Annotated in this window: 22 protein-coding genes; 13 read left to right on the top strand and 9 right to left on the bottom strand. The window is 73.9% G+C overall.

Annotated features, from left to right (window positions below; translation table 11 throughout):
* The first annotated feature begins 68 nt into the window (after positions 1 to 68).
* From ACWCYY_RS00625 to ACWCYY_RS00600, 6 genes are all read left to right on the top strand, one after another.
* Positions 69 to 1,265 (top strand): ATP-grasp domain-containing protein, encoded by a 1,197-nt coding sequence (locus ACWCYY_RS00625; protein WP_449794652.1) that lies wholly within the window; start codon positions 69 to 71, stop codon positions 1,263 to 1,265.
* Positions 1,262 to 3,043: an IucA/IucC family protein gene (locus tag ACWCYY_RS00620; RefSeq protein WP_449794651.1), complete on the top strand. Its 1,782-nt coding sequence runs from the start codon at positions 1,262 to 1,264 to the stop codon at positions 3,041 to 3,043. Before ACWCYY_RS00625 ends, ACWCYY_RS00620 begins: the two co-directional genes overlap by 4 nt.
* Positions 3,040 to 4,236 (top strand): MFS transporter, encoded by a 1,197-nt coding sequence (locus ACWCYY_RS00615; protein WP_449794650.1) that lies wholly within the window; start codon positions 3,040 to 3,042, stop codon positions 4,234 to 4,236. The genes ACWCYY_RS00620 and ACWCYY_RS00615 overlap by 4 nt, the downstream gene beginning before the upstream one ends.
* Positions 4,233 to 5,942: an IucA/IucC family protein gene (locus ACWCYY_RS00610; protein ID WP_449794649.1), complete on the top strand. Its 1,710-nt coding sequence runs from the start codon at positions 4,233 to 4,235 to the stop codon at positions 5,940 to 5,942. Before ACWCYY_RS00615 ends, ACWCYY_RS00610 begins: the two co-directional genes overlap by 4 nt.
* Positions 5,942 to 7,120, top strand: a complete 1,179-nt coding sequence (locus ACWCYY_RS00605; protein ID WP_345279088.1) for a type III PLP-dependent enzyme — start codon at positions 5,942 to 5,944, stop codon at positions 7,118 to 7,120. The genes ACWCYY_RS00610 and ACWCYY_RS00605 overlap by 1 nt, the downstream gene beginning before the upstream one ends.
* A gap of 119 nt (positions 7,121 to 7,239) precedes the next feature.
* Positions 7,240 to 8,037 carry an inositol monophosphatase family protein gene (locus ACWCYY_RS00600; protein WP_345279358.1) on the top strand — a complete coding sequence of 266 codons (798 nt, stop codon included), beginning with the start codon at positions 7,240 to 7,242 and terminating at the stop codon, positions 8,035 to 8,037.
* Between the two features lie 117 nt (positions 8,038 to 8,154).
* Here ACWCYY_RS00600 and ACWCYY_RS00595 read toward each other — a convergent pair whose 3' ends face one another.
* The 5 genes from ACWCYY_RS00595 to ACWCYY_RS00575 all read right to left on the bottom strand — a co-directional run bounded on the left by ACWCYY_RS00595 (position 8,155) and on the right by ACWCYY_RS00575 (position 13,915).
* Positions 8,155 to 9,348 (bottom strand): cytochrome P450, encoded by a 1,194-nt coding sequence (locus ACWCYY_RS00595; RefSeq protein WP_449794648.1) that lies wholly within the window; start codon positions 9,346 to 9,348, stop codon positions 8,155 to 8,157.
* 32 nt (positions 9,349 to 9,380) lie between these two features.
* Entirely contained in the window at positions 9,381 to 10,103 is a 723-nt protein-coding gene (locus tag ACWCYY_RS00590; protein WP_449794647.1) for a tRNA-dependent cyclodipeptide synthase, read from the bottom strand.
* 360 nt (positions 10,104 to 10,463) lie between these two features.
* Entirely contained in the window at positions 10,464 to 10,922 is a 459-nt protein-coding gene (locus ACWCYY_RS00585) for a peptidylprolyl isomerase (RefSeq protein WP_345279094.1), read from the bottom strand.
* A gap of 48 nt (positions 10,923 to 10,970) precedes the next feature.
* Positions 10,971 to 12,413 carry a pyridoxal phosphate-dependent decarboxylase family protein gene (locus ACWCYY_RS00580; RefSeq protein ID WP_449794646.1) on the bottom strand — a complete coding sequence of 481 codons (1,443 nt, stop codon included), beginning with the start codon at positions 12,411 to 12,413 and terminating at the stop codon, positions 10,971 to 10,973.
* A gap of 164 nt (positions 12,414 to 12,577) precedes the next feature.
* Entirely contained in the window at positions 12,578 to 13,915 is a 1,338-nt protein-coding gene (locus ACWCYY_RS00575; RefSeq protein ID WP_449794645.1) for a diaminobutyrate--2-oxoglutarate transaminase family protein, read from the bottom strand.
* A 273-nt stretch (positions 13,916 to 14,188) separates the two neighbouring features.
* On the opposite strand from ACWCYY_RS00575, the gene ACWCYY_RS00570 reads away from it, so the two are divergent.
* Positions 14,189 to 15,385 (top strand): UDP-N-acetylglucosamine--N-acetylmuramyl-(pentapeptide) pyrophosphoryl-undecaprenol N-acetylglucosamine transferase, encoded by a 1,197-nt coding sequence (locus ACWCYY_RS00570; RefSeq protein WP_449794644.1) that lies wholly within the window; start codon positions 14,189 to 14,191, stop codon positions 15,383 to 15,385.
* Here the strand turns inward: ACWCYY_RS00570 and ACWCYY_RS00565 are convergent.
* Positions 15,382 to 15,951: a putative glycolipid-binding domain-containing protein gene (locus ACWCYY_RS00565; RefSeq protein WP_345279102.1), complete on the bottom strand. Its 570-nt coding sequence runs from the start codon at positions 15,949 to 15,951 to the stop codon at positions 15,382 to 15,384. The two genes, ACWCYY_RS00570 and ACWCYY_RS00565, sit on opposite strands and share 4 nt — an antisense overlap.
* 83 nt (positions 15,952 to 16,034) lie before the next feature.
* Between ACWCYY_RS00565 and ACWCYY_RS00560 the strand changes: the two genes are divergently transcribed.
* Positions 16,035 to 17,087: a PQQ-dependent sugar dehydrogenase gene (locus ACWCYY_RS00560; RefSeq protein ID WP_449794643.1), complete on the top strand. Its 1,053-nt coding sequence runs from the start codon at positions 16,035 to 16,037 to the stop codon at positions 17,085 to 17,087.
* A gap of 7 nt (positions 17,088 to 17,094) precedes the next feature.
* Here the strand turns inward: ACWCYY_RS00560 and ACWCYY_RS00555 are convergent, their stop codons facing one another.
* A complete protein-coding gene (locus tag ACWCYY_RS00555) occupies positions 17,095 to 18,048 on the bottom strand; it encodes an N-acetyltransferase family protein (protein ID WP_449794642.1) in 954 nt (317 codons plus the stop codon).
* Positions 18,049 to 18,125: 77 nt separating this feature from the next.
* Between ACWCYY_RS00555 and ACWCYY_RS00550 the strand changes: the two genes are divergently transcribed.
* From ACWCYY_RS00550 to ACWCYY_RS00535, 4 genes are all read left to right on the top strand, one after another.
* Positions 18,126 to 18,950: a class I SAM-dependent methyltransferase gene (locus tag ACWCYY_RS00550; protein WP_449794641.1), complete on the top strand. Its 825-nt coding sequence runs from the start codon at positions 18,126 to 18,128 to the stop codon at positions 18,948 to 18,950.
* Between the two features lie 28 nt (positions 18,951 to 18,978).
* Positions 18,979 to 19,566 (top strand): class I SAM-dependent methyltransferase, encoded by a 588-nt coding sequence (locus ACWCYY_RS00545; protein ID WP_449794640.1) that lies wholly within the window; start codon positions 18,979 to 18,981, stop codon positions 19,564 to 19,566.
* Between the two features lie 77 nt (positions 19,567 to 19,643).
* Positions 19,644 to 20,240 (top strand): class I SAM-dependent methyltransferase, encoded by a 597-nt coding sequence (locus ACWCYY_RS00540; protein ID WP_449794639.1) that lies wholly within the window; start codon positions 19,644 to 19,646, stop codon positions 20,238 to 20,240.
* Positions 20,241 to 20,342: 102 nt separating this feature from the next.
* Positions 20,343 to 21,548 carry a DUF6236 family protein gene (locus tag ACWCYY_RS00535; RefSeq protein WP_449794638.1) on the top strand — a complete coding sequence of 402 codons (1,206 nt, stop codon included), beginning with the start codon at positions 20,343 to 20,345 and terminating at the stop codon, positions 21,546 to 21,548.
* Between the two features lie 41 nt (positions 21,549 to 21,589).
* Here ACWCYY_RS00535 and ACWCYY_RS00530 read toward each other — a convergent pair whose 3' ends face one another.
* Positions 21,590 to 22,291 (bottom strand): response regulator, encoded by a 702-nt coding sequence (locus tag ACWCYY_RS00530; protein ID WP_449794637.1) that lies wholly within the window; start codon positions 22,289 to 22,291, stop codon positions 21,590 to 21,592.
* A complete protein-coding gene (locus ACWCYY_RS00525) occupies positions 22,288 to 23,910 on the bottom strand; it encodes a sensor histidine kinase (RefSeq protein WP_449794636.1) in 1,623 nt (540 codons plus the stop codon). The genes ACWCYY_RS00530 and ACWCYY_RS00525 overlap by 4 nt, the downstream gene beginning before the upstream one ends.
* 157 nt (positions 23,911 to 24,067) lie before the next feature.
* Here ACWCYY_RS00525 and ACWCYY_RS00520 point away from each other — a divergent pair, with 157 nt between their 5' ends.
* Positions 24,068 to 25,426 (top strand): cation:dicarboxylate symporter family transporter, encoded by a 1,359-nt coding sequence (locus tag ACWCYY_RS00520; RefSeq protein ID WP_449794635.1) that lies wholly within the window; start codon positions 24,068 to 24,070, stop codon positions 25,424 to 25,426.
* Positions 25,427 to 25,486 lie beyond the last annotated feature (60 nt).

Below are 25,486 nucleotides of genomic sequence, written 5' to 3'. Positions count from 1 at the left end.
GTTCGGGGAGGCGTGCCCACACCACGCCTCCCCCCGCCACCCCCTCACCCCGAAGAGGACCTTCCGGCATGCGGATGTACCTGCTCGCGCTCAACCCCACCGACTCCGTCACCCAGGGATTCCTGCCCGCCGCGGCGAGACTGGGCCTGACGGTCACCGTGCTCACGGACCACGCCGAGGCGCACCGACGCGCCTACGAGGGCCTGGAGTTCGCGCCCGAGGTGCTGGAGTGCACGGTGCAGGACCACCGCGAGGTGATCGGGCTGATCTCGCAGCTCCCGGCCCCCGACGCGGTGTTCAGCAACAGCGACCACCTCCAGGTGCAGACCGCACTGGCCGCCGAGTACTTCGGCCTGCCTGGCAAGGACTGGAAGGCCGCCTTCCGGGCCAAGAACAAGGGCGAGCTGCGCCGTCACCTGGCCGCCGCCGGGCTGGACGAGGTCTGGTCCGCCGAGCTGGCCCCGGAGGACGACCCGGCCGCCCTCACCCCGCCGTTCCCCTGCGTGGTCAAGCCGCGCGAGGGCGTGGCCAGCGAGGACGTCACCCTGGTCGAGGACGCGGAGCAACTGGCCGCCGCCGTCCGGGAGATCCGCGGCCGCCGGGCCGGGGCGGTACTGCTGGTCGAGGAGTTCCTGACCGGTGAGCTGTACACCCTGGAGACGCTCGGCGACGGCACCACCCGGCACGTGCTGGGCGGCTTCCACACCCGGCTCTCGCCGCCGCCGAACTTCATCGAGGAGGTGCTGTTCTACGTCCCCGCGCACCCGGAGGCGGTCACCGCACAGGTGCTCGCCCAGCTGGACGCGGTCGGCGTGAACCTCGGCGCCTGCCACACCGAGTTCGTGGTGCAGGCCGACGGCCGGGCCCGCCTGATCGAGGTCAACTACCGCGCCATCGGCGACACCTGCGACCTGATGCTGGCCGAGCTGCTGGAGATCCCGTTCTTCGAGCACGTGCTCAACGCGCACCTCGGCGTCCCCCTCCCCGCCGACCTCGGCGCCCGCACCGACAAGCGCGCCCGCAACGAGGGCGTGCTGGCCGACCGGGCCGGCACCCTGCACGCCGCCCCCGGCCCGTACGACGGCGAGGTCGACGGCGTCCGGCTCTCCTACCGCCCGGTGCGCGGGGTGGGCGAGAAGCACGACCACTACGGCACCAACCGGGACTACCTCGGCATGGTCTGGGCGGTCGGCCCCGACCAGGCGTCGGTGGACCGCACCGTGGCGGAGTTCATCGCCGCGAACCGCTGGGAGATCGGCGCATGAGCGCCGTCCGGCTGCACACCGCCGCCGAGCAGCTGACCCTGCGGGTGCTCGGCGCCCTGCTGCGCGAGGACGTGCTCGGCCTGCGCACCCAGAGCCTCCTGGAGCAGCGCGCCGACGGCGCCTGGCTGCGGGCCGGGACGCTGGCCCTGCCGGTCCGCCCGGACGGCTTCCAGAGCGAGTGGACCGCCCGGCTGCCGCTGCTGCTGGCCGACGGCCGCGAACTCACCGCACTGGACGACGTCCTGGCCCATCTGGCCGAGCTGGCCGACCCGCAGGACCGGGACGGCTACCGGGGCTTCGCCGAGGAGTGCCGCCAGACCCTGGCCACCATGGAGCTGCACGAGGCCGTCCACGGCCAGGTGCTGGACCTGCTGGCGCTGCGCCACGGCGAGCACCCCGCCCACTGGGAGGGCCTCGGCGCCTCGCTCGCCTTCGACACCCTGGCCGCCTTCCTCGACCACCCGGTATACCCGACCGCGCGCGGCCGCTCCGGCCTGAGCGACGCCGAACTGCGGCAGTACGCACCGGAGTTCCACCCCTCCTTCGAGCTGCGCTGGCTGGCCGTGCCGGCCGGCGCGCTCGCGGTGGACACCCTCGGGGAGCGCCCCGCCTGGTGGCCGACCCTGGAGCGGCTGGGGCTGGGCGAACTGACCGGCACCCACCTGCCGCTCCCGGTGCACCCGCTGAGCACCGCGGACGCGCTGGCCGCCACCCCCGGCGCGGTGCTGGCCGGGCCCTCGTACCTGGAGGTGGTGCCCACCCTGTCGATGCGCACCGTCGCCCTGGTCGAACACCCCGAGTGGCACCTCAAGCTGCCGCTGGCCACCGCCACCCTGGGCCTGCGCAACCGGCGCACCATCAAGCCCGGGGTGCTGGAGGACGGCGCGGCCGGGCAGCGGCTGATCGAGGCCGTCCTGGCCCGCGAACCGCGCTTCGCCGAGCGGATCCTGCACGCCGACGAGCAGGGCTACGCGCACACCGGCCACGAGCTGGTGGCCGTGCTGACCCGGCGTTACCCGGCCGGTCTGGAGCGGGCCGTGACGGTGCCGCTGGCCTCGCTGCTGGCCGAGGCCCCCGGCGGGCTGGTGATCGACCTGCTCGCCGAGCGCTTCTACGGCGGCTCGGCGCTCGCGCTCTACCGGGCGCTGCTGGAGCTGCTGATCGACTGGCAGACCGCACTGTACGGGCTGGGGTTCGCATTGGAGTCGCACCAGCAGAACACCTCGCTGGTGCTGGACACCGTGGACGGCGCCACCCGGCTGCGGCTGCTGTACAAGGACAACGACGGCCCCCGGGTGAACTCCGCCCGGATCGGCGAACTCGCCGCCCACACGGCGGACTTCACCGACCCGCGGACCTTCTCGGAGACCGACCGGGCGATCACCGACCTGTTCACCACCATCACCGGGCACCTGTGCACCGCCTCGCTGGCCTTCGGACTGGCCGAGCACGGCCGGGCACCGCTGGAGGAGACCCTCGGCCTGCTGCGGGAGACCCTGGAGCACGGGGTCGAGCGGATCGGCCCGGCCGGCGAGGGCCTGCGGGCCGGCCTGTTGGAGGCCGAGCGGCTGCCGGTGAAGGCGATGGTCACCGCCGGGTCGCTGCTCAGCAAGGAGCGCTCGGGCGCCGCCGACATCAACAAGCACTACACCTCCGGGCCCAACTACCTGCTGAGGGAAGGACTTCGGGGAGCCGGCCCGGCCGGGGCCGGGGTTCCCGGAACAGTGGCCCGGGAGGCCGACGGCGGCGCTGACGGGACCCGGGCGGACGCCCGATGACCACCGCCGCCGCCGAGCGCGCCGTCTTGGTCCCGGCTCCGGCCGGGCTGGACCGCCGTCAGGTGCACGCCGTGGCCGCCTGCTACTTCGTGGCCTCCTTCGCCGCGCTCGGCCTGCCGCCCTTCCTCACCGCGATCCTGCCCGGGCTCGGCGACGCGGACGGCAGCTGGGCCGGGGTCCTCTACATCGTGCCGACGGTCTTCAGCGGCCTGGGCGCCCCGCTCTGGGGCCGGCTGGCCGACCGCTTCGGCCGCAAGCGGCTGCTGCTGCGGGCCCAACTCGGGCTCACCGTCTCCTTCCTGCTGGCCGGGTGGGCCGACAGCCTGCCCGCCTTCACCGTGGCACTGGTGCTCCAGGGCTTCCTCGGCGGCACCTTCGCCGCCACCAACGGCTACCTGGCCGCGGCGCTGGAGGGCTCCCAGCTCTCCAAGGCGCTCACCCTGATGCAGGGCGCCGCCCGGGCCTCCCTGGTGGCCGCGCCGATCCTGGTCGGCGCGCTCTCGCCCTGGATATCCCCGCACCGGCAGTACCTGGTGATGGCGGTGCTGCCGCTGGCCGCCGCCGCGCTGCTCTCGCTGCTGCCCGAACCGGCCTGCCCCGAGCGGCCGGAGAAGGCCGCCGCGAGCGGCACCGCCGAGCAGCCGGCCGGCTCGCTCAAGCTGCTCTACGCCCTCGAGTTCGGCTTCGTCTTCTCCACCATCATCTCCTTCCCCTATCTGGTCTCGCTGGTCGAGGAGCGGATGCCCGGGGTCAACGGGACCGTCACCGGCCTGCTGTTCGCCCTGCCGCACCTGTGCTACCTGGCCGCCGCCGGGCGGGTCCACACCCGCTTCGCCGACCGGCCGCGCACCGGGATGGCCGTCGGCCTCGGCTTCGTCGCGCTCGGCCTGGCCGCGCACTGGCCGGCCCACTCCCTGCTCACCTTCACCCTCGCCCGCCTGCTGCTCGGCGTCGGCCTGACCCTCGGTCTGGTCTGCCTCTCGGTGCTCGCCGCCGAGGCCGCGCGCGGCCGGGCCCCGGGCCGCATGTTCGGCTCGCTCGAATTCGTCTCCAAGGGCGGCGCGGTCGCCGCCGGGGTGGTGGCCGCGCTGGTCAACGGCGCCTTCGGTGCCTCCGCCCCCGTGCTGACGGGCACCGTCGCCGCGCTGGCCGCCGCCCTCCTCGCCCTCCTCTCCCGCCGGAGCCACCGATGACCTCTCCCGCCGACACCGACCTCCGGTCCGTGGCGCCCACCGAACTCCCCACCGCCGACCACGCGGTGGCGCACACCCTGCTCAACTGCCTGCTCCGCGAGGTCTCCGGCCCCGAGCACCAGAGCGCCGTCGCCGACGGCGTGCTGCACCTGCGCCTGCCCCGGCGCGGCGTGACCCTGCGGGTCGCGCTGCGCCGCACCTCCCTGGTCGGCGCGCACCGCTTCACCGGCCCGGTCTTCCAGGAAGGCCCGGGCGAGGAGCGGGAGTTGACCTGGCAGGAGCTGGCCGGGCACGTCGAGGCCGAGCTCACGCTGCGCACCGGCGTGACCAACGAGGAGTTCCTCACCCAGCTGGCCTCCAGCCGCGCCGGGGTGGCCCACGGCCTGGACCGCCGCCCCGCCGCCGGCCCGGACCGCTACCTGGAGTCCGAACAGGCCCTGGTCTTCGGCCACCGCTTCCACCCCGCCCCCAAGTCCCGCTACGCCGAGCGCGGTTCCTGGGACGACTACGCCCCCGAGGCCCGGGCGGCGTTCCGCCTGCGCCACCTCGCGGTGCGCAGCGAGTACATCGCCCAGGACACCGCCGACCCCGGCGCGCTCACCCTGCTGGACTCGCTGGGCGAGGTGCCCGAGGGCTACACCCTGCTGCCCGCCCACCCCTGGCAGTACGAACTCCTGCACGACCACCCCGGCCTGACCGCCGCGATCGGGCGCGGCGACGTGATCGACCTCGGCGAGCGCGGCGAGGACTTCACCGCCACCGCCTCGGTGCGCACCCTGCACGGCGCGGGCGCCTTCCTCAAGTTCAGCCTGAACGTGCGGATCACCAACTGCCTGCGCAAGAACGCCGCCTACGAGCTGACCGGCGCCGTCACCCTCACCCGGCTGCTGGCCGAGCCCTTCGCCCGGCTGGCCGAGCAGCACCCCGAGGCCGCGATGCTGCGCGAGCCCGCGTTCCGCACCCTGGCCCTGCCCGGGCCCGACGGGAAGGTGGACGTCTCGCTCTTCGAGGGCTTCGGCCTGATCGTCCGCGAGGGCCTGGAGCGCCACCTGAAGCCGGGCACCACCGCCCTGCTGGCCGCCGCGGTGGCCGACGAGTACCCGACCAGCTCCGCCCAGCTCGGCTCCCTGCTGAGCGGTTCGGGTCCGGCCGAGGCGCTGGAGTGGTGGGGCGCCTACCTGCGCCTGGCGGTGCCGCCGGTGCTCTCCGCCTACTTCGAGCACGGCGTGGTGCTGGAGCCGCACCTGCAGAACGTGCTGCTCGGCGTGGACGCCGCGGGCCACCCCGTCCAGGTGCTCTACCGCGACCTGGAGGGCACCAAGCTGCTCCCCGAGCAGAACGCCGCCCTGCTCGCCGCCCTGCCCCCCGAGGTGGCCGGGCCGATGACCTATGACGCCCAGCGCGGCTGGGACCGGGTGGTGTACTGCCTGGTGGTCAACCACCTCTCCGAGTTCGTCTCCGCCCTGGCCGACCTGCACCCGGGGTCGGAGGCCGCCTTCTGGGCCGAACTCCGCTCCGTGCTCGGCGAGTACGCCGACGCGCACGGCTGCCCGCCGCGGCTGGCCGCCCTGCTCGCCGGGGTGCCGCTGCCCGCCAAGGCCAACCTGATGACCCGCTGGGCGCGCAAGGCGGACCGCCAGGCCGGCTACGTCCCGCTGCCCTCACCGCTGGGCGAGTCCGTCCTCGCACTGAGCTGGAGCGTCTGATGACCGAGTCCGTCCCGCAGCTGGTGGCGTCCCTGACGCCCGAGCAGTTCCCCGTCTACGTCTACGACCTGGCCGCGCTCCGCGCCCACGCCGCCGCCGTCCGGGCCGCGCTGCCCGGGCGGGTGGAGCTGTACTACGCCGCCAAGGCCAACCCCGAGCAGCCGGTGCTGGCCGCCCTGGCCGATGCGGTGGACGGCTACGAGGTCTCCTCCGGCGGCGAGCTGGCCCATGTGCACACCGCCGTGCCGGACCACCCGCTGGCCTTCGGCGGCCCGGGCAAGACCCCGGCCGAGATCGCCGCCGCGCTGGAGCTGGGCGTGCGGCGCTGGCACGTGGAGAGCGAGCACGAGCTGCGCCTGCTGGCCTCGCTGGCGGTCGAGCCGGTGGACGTGCTGCTGCGCGCCAACCTCCCCGTCACCGACGGCTCGCTGGACGGCGTGAAGCTGGCCATGGGCGGCCGGCCCACCTCCTTCGGCCTGGACCCGGCGCTGGTCGAGCGCTGCGTCCGGCTGCTGGCGGAGCCCGGTTTCGAGCGGCTGCGGCTGCGCGGCGTGCACGCCCACCTGGCCAGCGGACTGGACGCGGACGCCCAACTCGGCCTGGCCGAGCGGGTGGTGGCCTGGTCGGCGGCGCTGGCCGAGGAGCACGGCTTCCTCCTGCACGAGGTCAACGTCGGCGGCGGCATGGCGGTCGACTACGCCGACCCGTGCGCCCGCTTCGACTGGACCTCCTTCGGCAAGGGCCTGGCCGAGCTGCTGGACCGGCATCCCGGCCTGACCCTGCGGATCGAGCCGGGCCGCGCCCTCACCTCCTACTGCGGGTACTACGCCACCGAGGTGCTGGACGTGAAGCAGAGCCACGGCGAGGACTTCGCCATCGTCCGCGGCGGCACCCACCACCTGCGCACCCCCGCCACCCGCGGCCACGACCAGCCCTTCACCGTCCAGCCGGTCGAGGAGTGGCCGCACCCCTGGGAGCGCCCCGCCGTCACCACCGGCAAGGTCACCGTCTCCGGCCAGCTCTGCACCCCCAAGGACGTCCTCTCCGCCCACCAGCCGGTGGAGACCCTGCGGGCCGGCGACCGGGTGGTCTTCGCGATGGCCGGGGCCTACGCCTGGAACATCTCCCACCACGAGTTCCTGATGCACCCCCGCCCGGGCTTCCACTACCTGGGCTGACCGCCGCTCCCGCTCTCCCGCGCCACCGCCCGCTGACGACCCGTCGGGCCAACCCGGCAGGTCGGCGCGGGCGGCGGCGTGGGAGAGTGGGGGTGGGTGAAGGGAGCACGAAGGTGCTGATGGAGAAGGTGGCCGAGATCCTCGCCGAGGCGTCGGCCGAGGCGGTCGAGCCGCGGTTCCGGGCACTGGCGGCCGGCGAGGTGATGGAGAAGGCCCCCGGCGAGGTGGTCACCGTCGCCGACCGCGAGGCCGAGGTGATCATCTCCCGACGGCTGCGCGAACTCCTCCCCGTCCCCGTGGTCGGCGAGGAAGCCGTCGCCGCCGACCCCGCCCTCGCCCGGGCCCTGCTCACCGAGCCCGCCGCCTGGCTGGTGGACCCGGTCGACGGCACCGCCAACTTCGCCGCCGGGAAGCCCGACTACGCCGTGATGGCCTCGCTGGTCCGCTCCGGACGGACGGTGGCCTCCTGGATCTGGCAGCCCGTCACCGGGACGGCCTACGCGGCGGAGCTCGGCTCCGGTGCCTGGCGCAACGGCCACCGCCTGCTCCGGCCGCCGGTCACCGACCCGGCGGACAAGTGGCGCGGCATCCTCAAGAGCCGCTTCCTCGACCCGGCCGAGCACCACCGGCTCCAGTCCGCCGCCACCACCGCCTTCGGCCGCACCTTCGGCGGCCTGAGCGCGGCCGGCATCGAGTACCCCCTGGTCGCCGAGGGCGAACTCGAGTTCATCCTCTACTGGCGCACCCTCCCCTGGGACCACTCCCCCGGCTCCCTCCTGGTCACCGAATCCGGCGGCGTCTCCGCCCGCCTCGACGGCACCCCCTACGCCCCCACCCCGCCCGGCGGCCCCGAAGGCCTCCTGGTCGCCGCCGACCCCGCCACCTGGGAACACGTACGCACCGTGCTCACCGCGTGAGCGCCCAGGGGCGCGAGGAACTGCGCGAGTCGGAAGACGGCCCACCGGCAGCTGAACCACCGTCAGCCAGTTGCACGTGCTGCCTTTCCACGACGCGCCCGCTCGGCGGAGCCGCACTCACCAGAGGACCGGGAGGCGCTCCGGGAGGCGCTTGATGAAGCCCGGGCGCCAGGCGAGTTGGTCGACCGGGATGGCCAACCGGAGCTCCGGGAGCCGCTCCACCAGGACCTGCAGAGCGATCTCCGCATGGGTGCGCCCCAACGCCGAGGCCGGGCAGAAGTGGCGGCCGGCGCCGAAGGCCAGGTGCGGGTTGGCCTCGCGGTCGAAGTCGATCCGTTCCGGGTCCGGGAAGACCTCCGGGTCGTAGTTGGCGCCCTCGATCAGGACCAGGACCAGCTCGCCCTCGCGGACCAGCACGTCCCCGACCTGGACATCGGCCAGGGCCAGCCGCGGCAGCGCGTCCCCGATCGACAGGTTGTACCGCAGCAGCTCGTCCACCGCCCGCCCGATCACCGCCGGCTCCCGCCGCAGCCGCTCCGCCAGCTCCGGCTGCTTCAGCAGCGCGATGACCGCGTGCAGCAGGAACGCCGAGGTCGACACCGCCCCCGCGCCGAAGAGCGAGAGCGCCACCGTCGCCAGCAGCTCGTCGTCCTCCAGGTCCCGCACCTCCCGCAGCGCCACGAACCGCCCGAGCAGCCCGTCCTTCGGCGCCGGGTCCGCGTTCAACTTCCCCAGCATGTAGCCCAGATCGCGGTACCAGTTCGCCGCCGACCCCTCGAACACCTCGGGGCTGGTCAGGAAGGCCACGTCGATCCCGGACATCAGCTGCCGCCAGTCGTCCGCCGGGATCCCCAGCAGCCGGCAGTGCAGCGCCGCCGAGTACGGATCGGTGAACCCGTCCTTCAGCTCGCCCGGCGCGCCCTTCGCCACCAGCTCGTCGACCAGGCGGTGCGCCTCGGTCTCCAGCCAGCTCGCCAACTCCTTGTCCGCGCGCGGGGAGAGGGTCTTCATCACGGCGTCCCGCAGCCCGGCGCTGTTGATCTTGCCCATGTTGTCGACCACCTCCGGCGGGATGGTCAGCGCGTACTGCCGCGGCACCCCGGGGTTGGCGGTGGCCGGCAGGCTGAGCCGCTCGTCCTCCAGCACCTGCTTGGCCAGCGCGTAGCTGCTCACCAGCCAGGCCGGGTCGCCGGTCAGCGTGGTCACCCGGGCGACGGGGGCCTGCTCCCGCAGCAGGGTGGCCTCCTCGGGCAGCACGTCGCCGCGCCGGGAGAGCGGGAAGGTGTACGGGCACTGCGCACTCGTGGTCATCGAAGGAGCTCTCTCTTCCAAGGTCTCAAGGATCAGGCGGCGTCGGCCAGTTGCGGTGCGACCCGGGGCCGGAGCACGGCGTAGCCCTGGCCGGGGGCCGCCCGCAGGCCGTGGTCACGGCCGAACAGGACGGGGGTGAGCGGGAGTTCGACGTGGTAGCAGGAGACCGATGACTCCACCCCGAGCAGGCTCGGGGTGTCCAGGAAGAACGGCAGCTCGGCCGCGATGTAGCCGAGCCCGGCGGCCAGTTGCTCCGCCGTGGGCGTCTCGTCCCCGGCCAGCCGGGAGGCCAGGAAGCCGGCCGCCATCAGTTCGGCGGCGACGCGGAACTCGGCGTCCTCGTCCATCGCGGCCGCCACCTCGCCGCGCAGTCGCCGGTAGGCCGTGGTGTCCGCGAACTCGGAGAGGGCGTGCACGCCGACCCCGCTCCGGCCGGCCAGCGCGACGCCGCGTTCGATCCGGCGCCTGGTCGCCTTGATCTCCTTGCCGGCCCTGCGCAGCGCCAGCTCGGCGGGGTAGCCGTTCACCGCGTACTGGGTGTCCACGTGCAGGTCGGCGTAGACCACGTCGACGGTGTCGAAGAACTGGCGTCCCCAACGGACGAGTTGGGCGATCCGCAGTTGGCTGAAGTAGCTGTTGCCCGGGCTGACGCCGACCAGCAGGTGGTCGCCGCGCTGCCAGACCCGGTGGCAGCGGTCGGAGAACGGCAGGGCCTGGAAGGTGCTGAAGGTGGTGCTCAGGAGTGTTTCGGTCATGCCGAGGCCTCCGCAGGGCAGGGCTGAGTACGGGGGAAGGTTCGCGTCGATGCGGGAGTGGCCGCGCCGGATGACGGCGGGTTCGCTGCTCCCTCGCGCCGCAAGTCCCAAGGAGCCGTGTGCTCCCGGTGTGGCGGCGGCTACAAGAAGTTACCGCCGGGCTTCTCCCGATCCGCAAGCACACACCGGCGGTTGGCGAGATCCCGTCGGAGTGCGGCCGAAAACAGCTGGACAGCACCGGAGAAGGTATGTCCACGGATCCACCCCGGAATCACCCACGGGGCGTCAACTGCTCTGTCTTACCTACGAATTGTGACAGCCGGAGCGGCGCCCCGGCTGTCCTTTCCACCAAATTCCGGTTCAGTCACCGAGCGTGGCACTGACCACCCGGTCACCCGCCCTGAGCTGCTCGACCACGTCCATCCCCGAGGTGACCCGGCCGAAGACCGCGTAGTTCATGTCCAGGAAGGGGGCGGGGCCGAGGGTGATGTAGAACTGGCTGGAGGCGCTGTTCGGATTCTGGCTGCGGGCCATCGCCACCGCGCCGGCCTCGCCGTGCTGCAGGCCCGGCTTCACCTCCAGCGCGATGGTGCGCTCCCGGCCGGTCTCCGGATCGGTGAATCCACCGGTGCCGTTCCCCTTCGGATCGCCGCCCTGGATGACGAATCCCGGCTCGTGCCGGTGGAAGGTCAGGCCGTCGTAGAAGCCCCGGCCGACCAGGTCCGCGAAGTTCGCCGCCGTGACCGGCGCCTCGTCCTCGTAGAGCTCCACGGTGACCGAGCCCTTGGAGGTCTCGATCAGCACGGTTCGGTTCGCCACCGCCAACCACCTGCCATCACTGGGAGTGTCCTATTTTCGAACCATACGTCAGATCCGCCCGGTCCGATCGGTTCTGATCCGCCCTCCGGCCGCCACCACCTCGGCCAGCACCGCCGCCGTGTCGGCGGGCGTGGCCTCCGGGTTCAGCAGGGTCAGCTTGAGCCGGATCCGCCCCGGCCCCTCACCCGGCAGCTCGGTGCGGCCCACCACCGCCCGGCCGGTCCGCAGCAGCTCCCGTCGCAGCTCGGCGTTGAGCCGGTCCAGCTCCTCGGGCCCGGCTCCGCTCTCCGGGCGGTAGCGGAACACCACCGTGGACAGCACCGGCTCGCAGTACAGCTCGAGACCGGGCATCCCCCGCACCGAGTCGGCGGTGGCCAGGGCCAGTTCACGACAGGCCTCCACCCGGGCGCCCAGCCCGGCCCGCCCGAAGGTCCGCAGCGTGACCAGCAGCTTGAACGCGTCGGCCCGCCGGGTGGTGCGCAGCGAACGGCCCAGCAGGCTCGGGTACCCGGCCTCGTCGTCGTCCGCCGGATTGAGGTAGACCGCCCGGCGCTCCAGCGGCCCGAAGCTCTCCGCCCGCCGGGCCAGGAACACCCCGGCGGCGGTCGGCTGCCAGCCGAACTTGTGCCAGTCGAGCGACACCGAGTCGGCCCGCTCGATCCCGGCGAGCAGCGGGGCCAGCCGCTCGGAGAGCAGCACCCCTCCCCCGTACGCGGCGTCCACGTGCAGCCAGACCCCGTACTCCGCCGCCAGCTCCGCCGCCTCCGGCAGCGGATCCAACGCCCCGGTGTCCGTCACCCCGGCCGTGGCCACCACCGCCACCGGGGTCCTCCCCTGACGCACCGTCTCCTTCAACCGCTCCGCCAGCGCCGCCGGGTCCATCCGCAGCGTGCGGTCCACGGCGACGGGGAGCACGGCGCGCTCGCCGAGGCCGAGCAGGGCGGCGGCGCGCTGCACCGAGAAGTGCGCGGCCTCCGAGGCGAAGACCACCGGACGGCGGCCGGCCGGGACGCCGTCCGCCGATACCTCGCCGCCGAGGGCGTGGTCCCGGGCGAGGAACAGGCCCATCAGGTTGGACTCGGTCCCGCCGGTGGTCAGCACCCCGGCCGCGGTGGCCGGGTCGAAGCCGACCATCGCGGCGAGCTCGGCGATCAGCTCGGCCTCCATGGTGGTGGCGGCCGGGGCCTGGTCCCAGGAGTCGAGCGAGGGGTTCAGGGCGGAGACGGCGAGGTCGGCGGCGACGGCGACCGGGAGGGGCGGGCAGTGCAGGTGTGCCGCGCACGCCGGATGCCCTGGATCGGCCGAACCGTAGGCGAGCAGCTCGGTGAACCGCAGCAGCGCGTCGTCGTCCTGCTCCTGCAGGCCGAGCACCCCGCGGACCTGCTCCGCCAACGCCTCCGGACTCACCGCCGGCACCGGCCCGCCCCGCCGGGCGGCCCCCACCTCCAACCCGATCAACGCCAGCTCCACCGCATCCCGCAACTCACCCACGGGGGCACTCCTCTCTCAACGTGGCCATGCCGCCAGGGGCGCGAGGAACTGCGCGAGTACGGAAGGCGGCCCAGTGCTAGATCGGGGCAGGAGAGCCAGTTGCACGTGCTGCCGTTCCCCTGCGCGCAGTTCCTCGCGCCCCTGCGGGGCGCTCCCGCGGGGTGTCAGCTCGCCTCGATAGCGTCGGCCAGGCGGTCGAGGACCGCGTCGACCTGGTCGTCGGTGATGGTGAGGGGCGGCAGCAGGCGAAGCACCGCGTCGTGGCGGCCGCCGAGTTCGACGATCAGGCCGCGTTCGAGGCAGGCCTCGCGGACGCGGCGGGCGAGGGCGGGATCGGCGGGGTGGGAGCCGCAGCGGTCGGGTTCGCCGGCCGGGTCGACGAGCTCGACGCCGATCATCAGGCCGCGGCCGCGGACGCCGCCGATCACCGGGAGCCGGCCCTTGAGCCCGTCCAGCCGCGCGGTCATCCGCGCGCCGAGCAGGGCCGCCCGCTCCACCAGCCCGTGCTCCGCGACGTACCGGAGGGTCGCGGCGCCGGCCGCCATCGCCAGGGTGTTGCCCCGGAAGGTGCCGGTGTGGGCACCGGGGAGCCAGCCGTCGTACTCCTCGCGGTAGACCACCACCGCCAGCGGCAGGCTGCCGCCGATGGCCTTCGAGAGGACCATCGCGTCGGGGACGATCCCGCTGTGCTCCACCGCCCACATGGCTCCGGTCCGGCCGACGCCGGTCTGCACCTCGTCCACGATCAGCGGGATCCCCCGCTCCGCCGTGATCCGCCGCATCTCCCGCAGCCAGCCGTCCGGCGCGGGCACCACGCCGCCCTCGCCCTGCACCGCCTCCAGGATCATCGCGGCGGGCGGCAGCACCCCGCCCGACGGGTCGTCAAGGAGCCGCTCCACGTAGGTGGCGGAGAGCTCGGCGCCCCGCGCGCCCTCCCCGAACGGGCAGCGGTAGGCATAGGGGTACGGCAGCCGGGTGACCTCGCCCCCGGTCGGCAGCGGCTCCTTGACCTCCACCGAGCCGGTGACCGCCAGCGCCCCGGCCGTCATGCCGTGGTAGGCGCCGGTGAAGGCGAGCGCGCCCCGCCGACCCGTCGCGGTCTGCATCAGCTTCAGCGCGGCCTCGACCGCGTCGGTGCCGGCGGGGCCGCAGAAGTGCACCCGGGAGGAGGTGGCGAGGCCCTCGGGCAGGCTCTCGAAGAGCGCGGTGGTGAAGTCGTCCTTCTCCGCCGTGGCCAGGTCGAGCAGGTGGAGCGGGGCGCCGCTGTCCAGGGTGCGGCGGATGGCGGCGAGCACCACGGGGTGGTTGTGGCCGAGCACCAGGGTGCCGGCGCCGGAGAGGCAGTCCAGGTACCGGCGGCCGTCGGCGCCCTCGACCGTCATCCCGTTGGCGCGCACCGGCACGATCGGGAAGGAGCGGGCATAGGTGCGGGCGGCCGATTCGCGGACGCGCTGGCGGCGCAGGATGGCGGCGCCGGCCGACGGGGCGGCGGTGAGGGACAAGGCGGACTCCCCTTTAGGTTAGGTAAGCCTAACTTTACCGGCCGCCGATCCCCACCCCGCCCGCGTCCCGGGGATTCACCTGATCGGGTGCGCCTGACACCTCATCAACGAGCGGGCCGCGCCGAGGAAACGGTTCCCGGGCCACCAGGCCGCGACCGCGCCGGGCCGCCCTCCGGAGACCGCCCCGGACCGCGTCATCCGTTCGGGTTACGATCGAGCAACGCCGGGCCTTGACCGCCCGTCACCACAGAGACCCGACGGAGAGCCACCACCGTGTACGACCACCACGCACCGAACGCGGCCCCGGCCACGGGGCGCTCGCTCCGGCTGATCGTCACCGGCGGCGGCACCGGCGGCCACACCTACCCCGCCCTCACCGCGATCCGCACCCTGCAGGCCCGGCTGGCCCGCTCCGGCGGCTCGCTGGACGTGCTCTGGGTCGGCACCGACAAGGGTCTGGAGGCCCGGGTCGCCCCCGCCGAGGGCATCCCGTTCAAGACCGTGGCCACCGGCAAGGTACGGCGCTCCTCCAACCCGCTGAAGATGCTCTCCCCCGCCAACGTCAAGGACATGGCCCGCGTGCCGCTCGGCGCCGCCCAGGCCCGCTCGGTGGTCGCCGACTTCCGTCCGGACGTGGTGCTCGCCACCGGCGGCTACGTGGCGGTGCCGGTCGGCCTGGCCGCCAAGGCCTGCGGCCGCCCGCTGGTGGTGCACGAGCAGACCGTCCGCCTCGGCCTGGCCAACAAGGTGCTCGCCAAGGTCGCCGCCCGGGTCGCGGTCTCCTCCGAGTCCACCATCGGCCTGCTGCCCGAATCCGCCCGCGCCACCGCCGTGGTGACGGGCAATCCGGTCCGCCCCGAGGTGCTCACCGGGCACCCCGACAAGGCCGTCCAGGCCGTCGGGCTGCACGGCTTCGACCGCTCGCTGCCCACCGTCTACGTCACCGGCGGCGCCCAGGGCTCGGCCCAGATCAACGGCCTGATCGCCCAGCTGCTGCCCTGGCTGCTCCAGTACGCGAACGTCTTCCACCAGTGCGGCCCCGCCAACGTCGAGGAGCTGGCCGCCAACGCCGCCGGCCTCCCGCCGCACCTGGCCGGCCGCTACCACCTCACCGGCTTCGTCGGCCCCGAGCTCCCGGACGTCCTGGCCCTCGCCGACGTCGTGGTCTCCCGCAGCGGCGCCGGCACCCTCGCCGAGCTCACCGCCCTCGGCAAGGCCGCCGTCTTCGTCCCGCTCGCCAGCTCGGCCGGCAACGAGCAGGCCCACAACGCCCGCCACCTCCAGGACGCCGGCGCCGCCGCCGCTCTCCTCGGCGAGGCCACCCCCGAGGCCCTCCACCAGCTCATCTCCCCCCTCCTCGCCGACCCCCACCGCCGCGCCGACATGGCCTCCCGCGCCCGCGCCCTGGGCCGCCCCGACGCCGCCGAACGCCTGGTCGACGTCCTCCTCTCGGTCGCCGGAGCTGTCTAACCCACGCTCTCCAGGCGGCGGGCGAGCTGCGGGTAGTCGAGGACCAGGCCCCGGTCGTCGACGGTGAGCTCGCTGTGGAAGTCGCCCGAGGCGTAGCGGACCCGGCCCGGGGCGAGGTGGGTGTAGTGCTGGCGGGACGGACGGACCGTCAGGTCCGGGACGGACACCCAGGCCGTCAGGAGCTCGTGGGGGCCGGCCGGGCCCGGGGTGTGGTGGAGGGCGTGGCGCAGCACCGGCATGGTGTTGGTGAGCGGCGAGAGCCCGAGGTCGCAGTCGAGGGCCTCGGCCAGCTCGGGGAGGTCGCGGCCGTTGGCCTCCCAGCGGCCGCGTTCGTCGCGCCGCAGGTCCAGCTCGCGGACGCCCTCGGCGGAGTCGGCGGTGACCCGCAGACGGCGGGTGACGTACCGCGGGCCGGTCTCCAGCCGGTAGGTCAGCCAGTACGGCCGCGGCGCGGTGCCGACCACCCGGCCCCGGGCGGCGAGGGTGTCCGGGGTGAGCTCCACCCAGGCGGTCTCGTACCCCTGACTCTCGGTCACTTCCCAGGTCAGCACGGTCTTGGCGGTCATGACCGCCACGGTAGTACGGGCGGGGCTTCCCTCGGCCGAGGCGCCGTGGTGTGCTGGGAGGGATCACCGAGGAGGAGTCCCGGATGAGACCGCACCGAGCCGCCGCGGCCCTCGCCGCCCTGCTGGCCGTCGGCTGCACCCCCGTGCCGCAGCCGGACGCACCGGCACCGGTCAGGGACGACCGCACCGTCCGGGTGACCGCCACGGTGGCCGAGGGCCTGGACACCCCCTGGGGGCTGGCCCGGCTGCCGGACGGCGCTCTGCTGGTCGGCTCGCGGGACGAGGGCCGGATCACCCGGATCGCCGCCGACGGCTCCCGCACGGACTTCGGGACGGTGCCGGGCGTGGTGCCCGGCGGCGAGGGCGGGCTGCTCGGCCTGGCCGTCTCCCCGGACGGGCGGCGGCTGTACGCGTACCTGACGGCCGCCGAGGACAACCGCGTCCTGAGCTTCGACCTCGCCGCCGGGCGCCCCGGTGCCGCGAGCACCGTGCTGACCGGCATCCCGAAGGGACCGACCCACGACGGCGGCCGGATCGCCTTCGGCCCGGACGGCCTGCTCTACGTCGGCACCGGTGACGCCGGGCGGCGCGAGGCGGCCCAGGACCGTTCCTCGCTCGGCGGCAAGATCCTGCGCCTCACCCCCGACGGCGACCCGGCCCCCGGCAACCCCTTCCCCGGCTCCCCCGTCTACTCGCTCGGCCACCGAAACGTGCAGGGTCTCGCCTGGGATGCCCAGGGGCAGCTCTGGGCGGCCGAGTTCGGCCAGGACACCTGGGACGAGCTGAACCGGATCACCCCGGGCGCCAACTACGGCTGGCCCGTGGTCGAGGGCCGGGCGGGCCGCGAGGGCTACGCCGACCCGGTGGCCCAGTGGAAGCCCGCCGAGGCCTCCCCGAGCGGCATCGCGTACGCCGACGGCGCGATCTGGCTGGCCGCCCTGCGGGGCAGCCGCCTCTGGCGCGTCCCGGTGGACGGCGGCGGGAGCCCGTCCTCGTACCTGGCCGGCGCGCACGGGCGCCTGCGCACCGTCCTCGCCGAACCGGACGGCACCCTGCTGCTGACCACCAGCAACACCGACGGCCGCGGCGAGGTCCGCCCGGGCGACGACCACCTGTACCGGGTCACCCTGCGCTGACGCGGCCTCAGACCGGGCGGGTCAACTCCCAGGTGTCGACGGCGAAGTCGAGCGTCATGCCGTGCCGCTCGTAGAGGGCCAGCGCACCCGTGCTGTTGTCGGTGTCGACCCCGAGGCCGACCCGGTCGCGGCCGAGGGCGGTGGCGTAGTGGGCGAAGAAGTGCCGCAGCAGGTAGCTGCCGAGGCCGCGGCCACGGGCCGTGTCGAGGACGCCCAGATTGGCCGCCCAGCCCATGGTGGTGCGGTCGTTGCGGGTGCGGAGCGCGGCCACGTCCTCGCCGTCCAGGGAGGCGATCCAGACCAGCGACCAGTCGGCGCGCTCGCCGTCGATGTCGTGCAGCCACTGCTCGTAGCTGCGCGGCTGGTGGTCGAAGTGCTCGGCGAAGCTCTCCTGGAGCAGCCGGTGGGCGGTGCGGCGGTCCGCCTCCTCCGTGCAGTCCCGGAGGGTGACGCCGGTGGGCGGCACGGGCACCGGGTGCTCGGCGGCGACCACGTCCCGGGCCATCACGTTGTAGCGCCGCACCGGGCGCCAGCCGCGGGCGCGCAGGGCGTCGGTGTCGACGGTGGGGGCGGTGTTGAGGTGCATGTGGATCACGGCCCGCTCGGCGCCGTTGCCAGCCGCACGCTCGGCGGCGCGGGCCTCCATCAGCTCGAACAGGTGCAGCGTCCCCGGGAGTTGGTCCGGCAGGACGTACTGGTCCATGTCGATCCGCTCGGCGCCCGAGTCGTCCCAGAGCAGCCCGTAGCCGATCAGCCGCTCGCCCTGGAAGAGCAGCCAGGAGTCCTTCTCCAGGTCCACCTCGGGGTGCTTGAGGTCGGCCTCGACCTCGTTCAGCTCGGTCTCGGCCCGGCCGATCTCCAGCAGGTCGATCTCGTTGAGCAGCGCGCAGACCGCCTCGGCATCGCCGAGCGTCGCCGGACGCACCGTCAGCCCGGCGGGGGGCGTTCCTGTCGTGGTCATACCCTTCACCCTCCCATCGCCCCCGGCATGCCGCGAACCATTTTCCGCCCGGTACGGACCGGGCCTACGGTGGGCGCGTGATCACGAACACGACAGCACAGGAACGCTTCCTCCAGGACTTCCACGCCGAGCACCCGGCGGTGACGGCGGAGGCCTTCGCCCACGGCCGCGCCCCCGACGGCCGCTCCAGCTACCAGCTGCTCAGTGACCGACTGGCCGGCCGCCGACGGGTGTTGGACCTCGGCTGCGGTGACGGCCTGCTGCTCGAGCTGCTCGCCCGGGAGCCGGGGCGCACGCTCGCCGGGCTGGACCTCTCCGCCCACGCGCTGGCCGCGGCCCGCCGCCGTCCGGCGCTCGCGGAGGTCCAGCTGGAGCAGGGCCGGGCCCAGGAACTCCCGTTCGGCGACGGTGCTTTCGACGCCTGCGCGTCGCACATGGCACTGATGCTGATGGGGGAGGTCGAGCTGGTCGCGGCCGAACTGGCCCGGGTGACCGCCCCGGGCGGGGTGCTGGCCTGCGTGATCGGCGGCGAGGCGGTCGGCGGCGAGGCCTACGAGGCGTTCGTCGGGCTGCTGCGGTCCGCCGTCGCCGCTACGCCCCCGGAGCAGCGGATCCCGTCCCTCGGCGACCGCCGCACCCGCACCCGGGACGGCCTGGACGGCCTCCTCGGCCCGGCGGGCTTCGCGCCGGTGGAGTGGGAGACGGTGCCGATCGACCTGACCGGCCCGGTGACGGAGGTCTGGGCCTCCCTCTCCGGCCTGTACGACCTCGCCCCGCTCGACGGACCGGCCCTGGAGCGGCTGCGCCTCGACTTCCTCGCGGTGGCGCGGGAGCTGACCACCCCCGAGGGGCTCGTGCCCTGCGGCTTCCGGATCCACCTGGTGACGGCGCGTCGCTGCTGATCCGGCGGCCGCCCGGTAGCTTGGGCGCATGGCACAGGACCGAGAGGCCGTCCGGGCGTTCTTCGCGGCGCGGGCGGCGGGCTGGGACGCCAAGTTCGCCGACGACCCGCCGCGGTACGCCGCTGCCATCGCCGAACTCGGCCCGCTGGACGGCGCGTTCGCGCTCGACGCGGGCTGCGGCACCGGGCGCGCCCTGCCCCTCCTGCGCGCCGCCGTCGGCCCCGCCGGGCGGGTGGTCGGGGTGGACCTGACCCCCGAGATGCTCGCCGAGGCCACCGCCCACCCCGGCGTCGACGCCCTCGCCGTCGCCGACTGCACCCGCCTCCCGCTCCCGGACGCGGTGGCCGACCTGGTCCTCGCCGCCGGCCTGCTCCCCAACCTGCCCGAACCCGCCACCGGCCTGCGCGAGTTCGCCCGCGTCACCCGCCCCGGCGGCCGCCTCGCCCTCTACCTCCCGCTCTCCCGCGCCGCCCTCGCCGCCCGGCACGGCCGCGACCCCGCCACCGACCCGCAGTCCGCGCCCCTCCTCCGCCCGCTCCTGGCCGCCACCGGCTGGCACCTCGTCAGCCACCGCGACGCGGACGACCACTTCCTCGCGGTGGCGGTCCGCGCCTGAGCGGGAAGGTGGCGAGGTACGGGCCGGGTCGGCGGCCTCCCGACCCGATCGCCGCGCCGGCACCTAAGCTGCTGGTCATGGCACACGAAGCGAGCATCTCCGGCATCCGAGAGTTCTTCGCCGCGCGGGCGGACACCTGGGACTCCAAGTACCCCGACGACAGTCCGCGCTACGCCGCCGCCATCGCCGAACTCGGGCCACTGGACGGCGCGTTCATCCTCGACGCCGGATGCGGCACCGGCCGCGCCCTCCCCCTCCTGAAGGCCGCCGCCGGCAAGACCGGCACCGTGCTCGGCGTGGACGTGACCCCCGAGATGCTCCGTCGCGCCGCCGCCCACGCCGCCGAGGCCCGGGTGGTCCTCGCCGACTGCGAGCGGCTCCCCCTCCCCGACGCCACCGCCGACGTGGTCTTCGCCGCCGGCCTGGTCAACCACCTCCCCGACCCCGCGGCCGGCCTGCGCGAACTCGCCCGCGTCACCCGCCCCGGCGGCCGCCTGGTCCTCTTCCACGCCATCGGCCGCGCCGTCCTCGCCGCCCGCCACCAACGCGCCCTCACACCCGACGACCTCCGCGCCGAACCCAACCTCCGCCCCCTCCTCACCGCCAACGGCTGGCACATGGACACCTACACCGACACCGACGACCGCTACCTGGTGATCGCCACCAAGAGCTGAGCGGGCAATCTGCCGTGTTCGACCACGGACCACCCATGGATGCCGTGATACTGCGCAGAGGCACAGATGGGTTCGAGCTCGGGAACGGAAGGTGCATCCGGGATGCAGCAGATCGGTCTCTACTACCCGTACGTTCACGTTCGGGATGACACGTGGCTGAAAGCTGCCGCCCTCTACCTACCGAAACTCGGCCGTATCGTTCCGGAGGGTTTCCTGCTGAACGACCGGGAGACCCTGAGAGCCCTGAGCAACGAATGCGACTTCATTGTGGACGTCGATCCGAGGGAGGCGGTCACCGCTGCGGCTCACCTGTTCACCGGGGCGATCCAGGGCAACGAGAGCTCACTTCGGCACCGATTCGCTGCGACGATGGACATCCCCTACGGCTCACTGATCGTCAACTCGGACCCAACTCTCACAGCGGGCCAGGTGTCGCATCGCGCGGCTCACCTAGCGCCACTGGCCGCGATTCACCGAGGGGAGCTCGATCCCGGCCTCACATCCCTCCTCATCGACGAAGGCCTGGTCCATCCCCGCCCCAGGATTGCGGCGCCCGGGGAGCATTCCGACCACTGGGTCGGCGTGGATCCGGCGTTCGCCTGGGTCTACAAGTGCGTTCTCACCGCAGAACTCGCCAAGCGCACAGCGTACGTCCCTGTGACGGACCAAGTCGTCGCTCACGGCACTTCGGACGACTGGACCGGCGAGCGGATCACGGCAGCGCTTCTGGGCCGTGAGCCCCTCCAGACCGGGCTCGACACGGAGACCCGTCTTGGTTTGATGGCGGTGCAGTGCGTGCTGCCAGCCAACCTGGACGCCGTACCGGTCGAAAAGATCATCAAGCTCCGTCGCAACCACGCCGAGGAGTTCTCCGCCTTCGCAGCGGGGGTCGGAGCGGCGGCCACCGCGATTCGGGAACGCACTGCCCACGTGACGGATCGAACCGCGTTCGAGAATCACCTCCAGCTCTCCTTCGACGAGAACATCGCGCAGCCACTCGGACGTTTGCGGGCCGCCATGACTGGCTTGAACCTTCAAACGGTCTTTTCGGCTTTCAACATCAAGAGCGAGACCTTTGCCGCGGCAACCGCTGCCAGCGGACTGTTCGGCGGCAGCACCACCATTGCCGCCGGAGGTCTCGCGATCGGAACGGCCACCTGGCGGCACGAGACCGCCAAGGCACGCGACGCGGCGATGGCAGCCTCTCCGGTCGGCTACCTGCTCCGCGTCGAGCAGGACCTCAAGCCTGCGACCCTGCTGGACCGGGTCAAGCGCGCTGCGGCCCGAGCGGCTGGCACTGGCGTCTGAGACAGCACGCTCGGGCCTGCGGCCTCGTCAACGGCAATACCTCAGGACCGACTGCGCCAGCGGTAGTGGAGTTCGGGGCGGCCGACGGTGCCGTAGCGGGGTTCGCGGGCGGCCAGGCCGGTGGTGACGAGGTGTTCGAGGTAGCGGCGGGCGGTGATGCGGGAGACGCCGGTGGCGGTGGCGGCGGCGGTGGCGGTGAGGCCTTCGGGGGCGGTGCGCAGGACGGCGGCGAGGGTGTCGAGGGTGGGGGCGCTGAGGCCCTTGGGGAGGGCGGTGCGGTCGGGGGTGCGGAGGGCGGCGAGGGCCTGGTCGACCTCGTCCTGGCCGGTGGCCTCGCCGGTGCGGGCCAGGGTGGCGTGGTAGCGGGCGTAGCGTTCCAGACGGTCCGTCAGGGCGGCGCTGGTGAAGGGCTTGAGCAGGTACTGGACCACGCCGGCGGAGACGGCCGAGCGGACCATGGCGAGGTCGCGGGCCGAGGTGACGGCGATGACGTCGGCGGTGTGGCCGGCGGCCCGGAGGGTGCGGCAGAACTGGAGGCCGTGGCCGTCGGGGAGGTGGAGGTCCAGCAGGATCAGGTCGACGGGGGTCCGCTCGGCGCGGGCCCGGTCGAGCAGGCGGCGGGCGGCGGCGCAGCTGTGGGCCGTCCCGGCGGCGCGGAAGCCGGGGGTGCGGGAGACGTAGAGGGTGTGGGCGTCGGCGGCGACCGGGTCGTCCTCGACGACCAGGACGGAGATGGTGGTCATGCCGTGGCCTCCCGCTGGAGGGGCAGGCGGACCGTCAGGACGGCGCCGTCGGAGGCGGAGCCGCCGACGGTGACGGTGCCGCCGTTGCGGCGGGCGGTCTGGCGGACCAGGGCCAGTCCGAGGCCGCGCCCGCCGGCGGAGGCCTTGGTGGTCCAGCCGCGGTCGAAGACCTCGCCGGCTGCCGCGGGGTCGATGCCGGGGCCGGAGTCGGCGACCCGGAGGAGGAGTTCGGGGCCGTCGACCCGGGCGGTGACGGTGACTTCGGGGGCACGGGCGGCGGCGTTCTCGATGGCGGCGTCGACCGCGTTGTCGACCAGGTTGCCCAGCACGGTGACCAGGTCGCGCGGGGTGAGGCCGGGCGGCAGGACGCCGTCGTCGATCCGGCTGTCCTCGGTGAGGGTGAGGTCGACGCCGCGCTCGAAGGCCTGCGCGGTCTTGCCGAGCAGCAGGGCGGCGAGCACGGGCTCGCCGACCGCGGCCACCACCCGGTCGGTGAGCTGCTGGGCGAGTTCGAGTTCGGCGGTGGCGAACTCCACCGCCTCGCGGTGGCGGCCGAGTTCGATCAGGGAGACCACCGCGTGCAGCCGGTTGGCGGCCTCGTGGGCCTGCGCGCCGAGCGCCTCCGCGAAGCCCCGGACGGAGTCCAACTCTCCGGACAGCGACTGGAGTTCGGTGTGGTCCCGGAAGGTGACCACGGTGCCGAGGCCCGGGCCGACGGCGGAGGTGTTGACCACCACGACCCGCTCCTCGGTGAGGTGCACCTCGTCGCGGGCGGGATCGTCCCCGGTGAGCGCCCGCACCAGGGAGGGCGGCAGCCCGAGCGAGCGGACCTCGACCCCGTCCAACGGGCCGGTGAGGCCGAGGAGTTCGCGGGCGGCGTCGTTGCAGAGCACCACCCGGCCGTGCCGGTCGAGCAGCACCAGGCCCTCCCGGACGGAGTGCAGCGTCGCCTGGTGGTAGTCGTAGAGGTGGCTCAGTTCGGCGGCGCCCATGCCGTGGGTGTGGCGGCGCAGCCGGGCGTTGGCCAGGTAGGTGGCGAGGCCGCCGAGCAGGACGGCGGCGGCCGCGACGGCGCCCAGGGCCAGCAGCGGGCCGCGCAGTTGGGCGCTGATGGACTGGACGGTGATGCCCGCGCTGACCAGGCCGACCACCCGGGTGCCGTCCTGCACCGGGACCACCACGCGGACGGAGGGGCCGAGGGTGCCGGTGTAGGTCTCCCGGAACACCTGGCCGGCCAGGGCCTGTTCGGTGTGGCCGAGGAAGCGCTTGCCGATCTGGGCCGGGTCGCGGTGGGTCCAGCGGATGCCGTCGGGGGCCATCACGGTGACGAAGTCGACCCCGGTGTCGCGGCGGACCTGCTCGGCGTACGGCTGGAGCGCGGCGGAGGGGTCGGGAGTCAGTGCGGCGGCCCGGACGTCGGGCGCGTCGGCGACCGAGCGGGCGACGGCGGTGACCTGGCGCAGCGCGGCGTCCTCGGCCCGCCCGGCGGTGAACAGGTAGGCGAGCACCGCTCCCCCGGCCACCACGGCGGCCACGATGACCACCTGCACCACGAAGAGCTGCCCGGCCAGGCTGCGGGCCCGGCGGCGCTTGGGGAGGTCCGGGGGGCGCGCGTCCATGCAGGCCAGTGTGCACTGCCGGGGAGCGGAGCCGGATCCTGAGGGCGCGTGAACTCTATGAACGCAAACGTGACCTGGCTCACGTCCGCACGGGATGGTCTTGTCCGACCCCTCCACCCACGGGTCGACGTCGTACCCAGGCGAAGGAGCCTCCCCCATGACCAGGACAGCAGCCCCGGGCCGCAGAGACCGGACGCACTACCTCTACCTCGCGGTGATCGTCGCCGTGCTGGCCGGTGTCGTGGTCGGCCTGGCCGCGCCGGAATTCGCGGTGGAGCTCAAGCCGGTCGGCACCGGGTTCGTGAACCTGATCAAGATGATGATCAGCCCGGTGATCTTCTGCACCATCGTGCTCGGCATCGGCTCGGTGACCAAGGCGGCCAAGGTCGGCCGGGTCGGCGGCCTCGCGCTCGGCTACTTCCTGGTGATGTCCACCGTCGCGCTGGCCATCGGCCTGCTGGTCGGCAACCTGCTGGAGCCCGGCTCCGGCCTGCACCTGACCCAGGCGCTGGCCAAGGCCGGCCACGCCCAGGCCACCGCCGGGCACGCGCAGTCCACCACCGACTTCCTGCTCGGGATCATCCCCACCACGCTCCTCTCGGCCCTCACCGAGGGCAAGGTGCTGCAGACCCTGCTGGTCGCGCTGCTGGCCGGCTTCGCGCTCCAGGCGATGGGCTCCGCCGGCGCCCCGGTGCTGCGCGGGATCGAGCACGTGCAGCGGCTGGTGTTCCGGGTGATGTCGATGATCATGTGGCTGGCGCCGGTCGGTGCCTTCGGCGCCATCGCCGCCGTGGTCGGGGCGACCGGGACGGCGGCCCTGAAGAGCCTCGCCGTCATCATGATCGGCTTCTACCTGACCTGTCTGCTGTTCGTGGTGGTGGTGCTCGGCGGGCTGCTGCGGCTCGCCGCCGGGGTGAACGTCTTCGGCCTGCTGCGCTACCTCGGCCGGGAGTTCCTGCTGATCCTGTCGACCTCCTCCTCGGAGAGCGCCCTGCCCCGGCTGATCGCCAAGATGGAGCACCTCGGGGTGAGCCGCCCGGTGGTCGGCATCACCGTGCCGACGGGCTACTCCTTCAACCTCGACGGCACCGCGATCTACCTCACCATGGCCTCGATCTTCATCTCCGAGGCGCTGGACAAGCCGATGTCCCTCGGTCAGCAGCTCGGCCTGCTGGTCTTCATGGTGATCGCCAGCAAGGGCGCCGCCGGGGTCACCGGCGCGGGCCTGGCCACCCTGGCCGGCGGCCTGCAGTCCCACCGGCCCGAACTGGTCGACGGCGTCGGCCTGATCGTGGGCATCGACCGCTTCATGTCCGAGGCCCGCGCCCTCACCAACTTCGCGGGCAACGCGGTGGCCACCGTGCTGATCGGCCACTGGACCAAGGAGCTCGACCGGGAGCGGATGGCCGAGGTGCTGGCCGGCCGGCTGCCCTTCGACGAGAGCACCCTGGTCGACGGCGGCCACGGCACCGTCCCGGAGCAGGCCACCGCACCCGTCCTGGAGAAGACCGGCTGACGCCCCCTCATGACTCGCAGGCCCCGCCCGGGAACACCACGACCGGGCGGGGCCTGCGCC

This window comes from Kitasatospora sp. NPDC001664 (assembly GCF_053596675.1).
This window is presented reverse-complemented; position numbering and strand designations above follow the sequence as displayed.

Bases quoted from the DNA above. Each gene is read 5' to 3' on its own strand.
- ACWCYY_RS00620 (WP_449794651.1), top strand. From the start codon at position 1,262: ATGAGCGCCGTCCGGCTGCACACCGCCGCCGAGCAGCTGACCCTGCGG.
- ACWCYY_RS00555 (WP_449794642.1), bottom strand. From the start codon at position 18,048: ATGACCACGACAGGAACGCCCCCCGCCGGGCTGACGGTGCGTCCGGCG.
- ACWCYY_RS00525 (WP_449794636.1), bottom strand. From the start codon at position 23,910: ATGGACGCGCGCCCCCCGGACCTCCCCAAGCGCCGCCGGGCCCGCAGC.
- ACWCYY_RS00565 (WP_345279102.1), bottom strand. From the start codon at position 15,951: ATGACCGCCAAGACCGTGCTGACCTGGGAAGTGACCGAGAGTCAGGGG.
- ACWCYY_RS00560 (WP_449794643.1), top strand. From the start codon at position 16,035: ATGAGACCGCACCGAGCCGCCGCGGCCCTCGCCGCCCTGCTGGCCGTC.
- ACWCYY_RS00600 (WP_345279358.1), top strand. From the start codon at position 7,240: ATGGAGAAGGTGGCCGAGATCCTCGCCGAGGCGTCGGCCGAGGCGGTC.
- ACWCYY_RS00605 (WP_345279088.1), top strand. From the start codon at position 5,942: ATGACCGAGTCCGTCCCGCAGCTGGTGGCGTCCCTGACGCCCGAGCAG.
- ACWCYY_RS00590 (WP_449794647.1), bottom strand. From the start codon at position 10,103: ATGACCGAAACACTCCTGAGCACCACCTTCAGCACCTTCCAGGCCCTG.
- ACWCYY_RS00610 (WP_449794649.1), top strand. From the start codon at position 4,233: ATGACCTCTCCCGCCGACACCGACCTCCGGTCCGTGGCGCCCACCGAA.
- ACWCYY_RS00540 (WP_449794639.1), top strand. From the start codon at position 19,644: ATGGCACACGAAGCGAGCATCTCCGGCATCCGAGAGTTCTTCGCCGCG.
- ACWCYY_RS00520 (WP_449794635.1), top strand. From the start codon at position 24,068: ATGACCAGGACAGCAGCCCCGGGCCGCAGAGACCGGACGCACTACCTC.
- ACWCYY_RS00530 (WP_449794637.1), bottom strand. From the start codon at position 22,291: ATGACCACCATCTCCGTCCTGGTCGTCGAGGACGACCCGGTCGCCGCC.
- ACWCYY_RS00625 (WP_449794652.1), top strand. From the start codon at position 69: ATGCGGATGTACCTGCTCGCGCTCAACCCCACCGACTCCGTCACCCAG.
- ACWCYY_RS00545 (WP_449794640.1), top strand. From the start codon at position 18,979: ATGGCACAGGACCGAGAGGCCGTCCGGGCGTTCTTCGCGGCGCGGGCG.
- ACWCYY_RS00615 (WP_449794650.1), top strand. From the start codon at position 3,040: ATGACCACCGCCGCCGCCGAGCGCGCCGTCTTGGTCCCGGCTCCGGCC.
- ACWCYY_RS00535 (WP_449794638.1), top strand. From the start codon at position 20,343: ATGCAGCAGATCGGTCTCTACTACCCGTACGTTCACGTTCGGGATGAC.
- ACWCYY_RS00595 (WP_449794648.1), bottom strand. From the start codon at position 9,348: ATGACCACGAGTGCGCAGTGCCCGTACACCTTCCCGCTCTCCCGGCGC.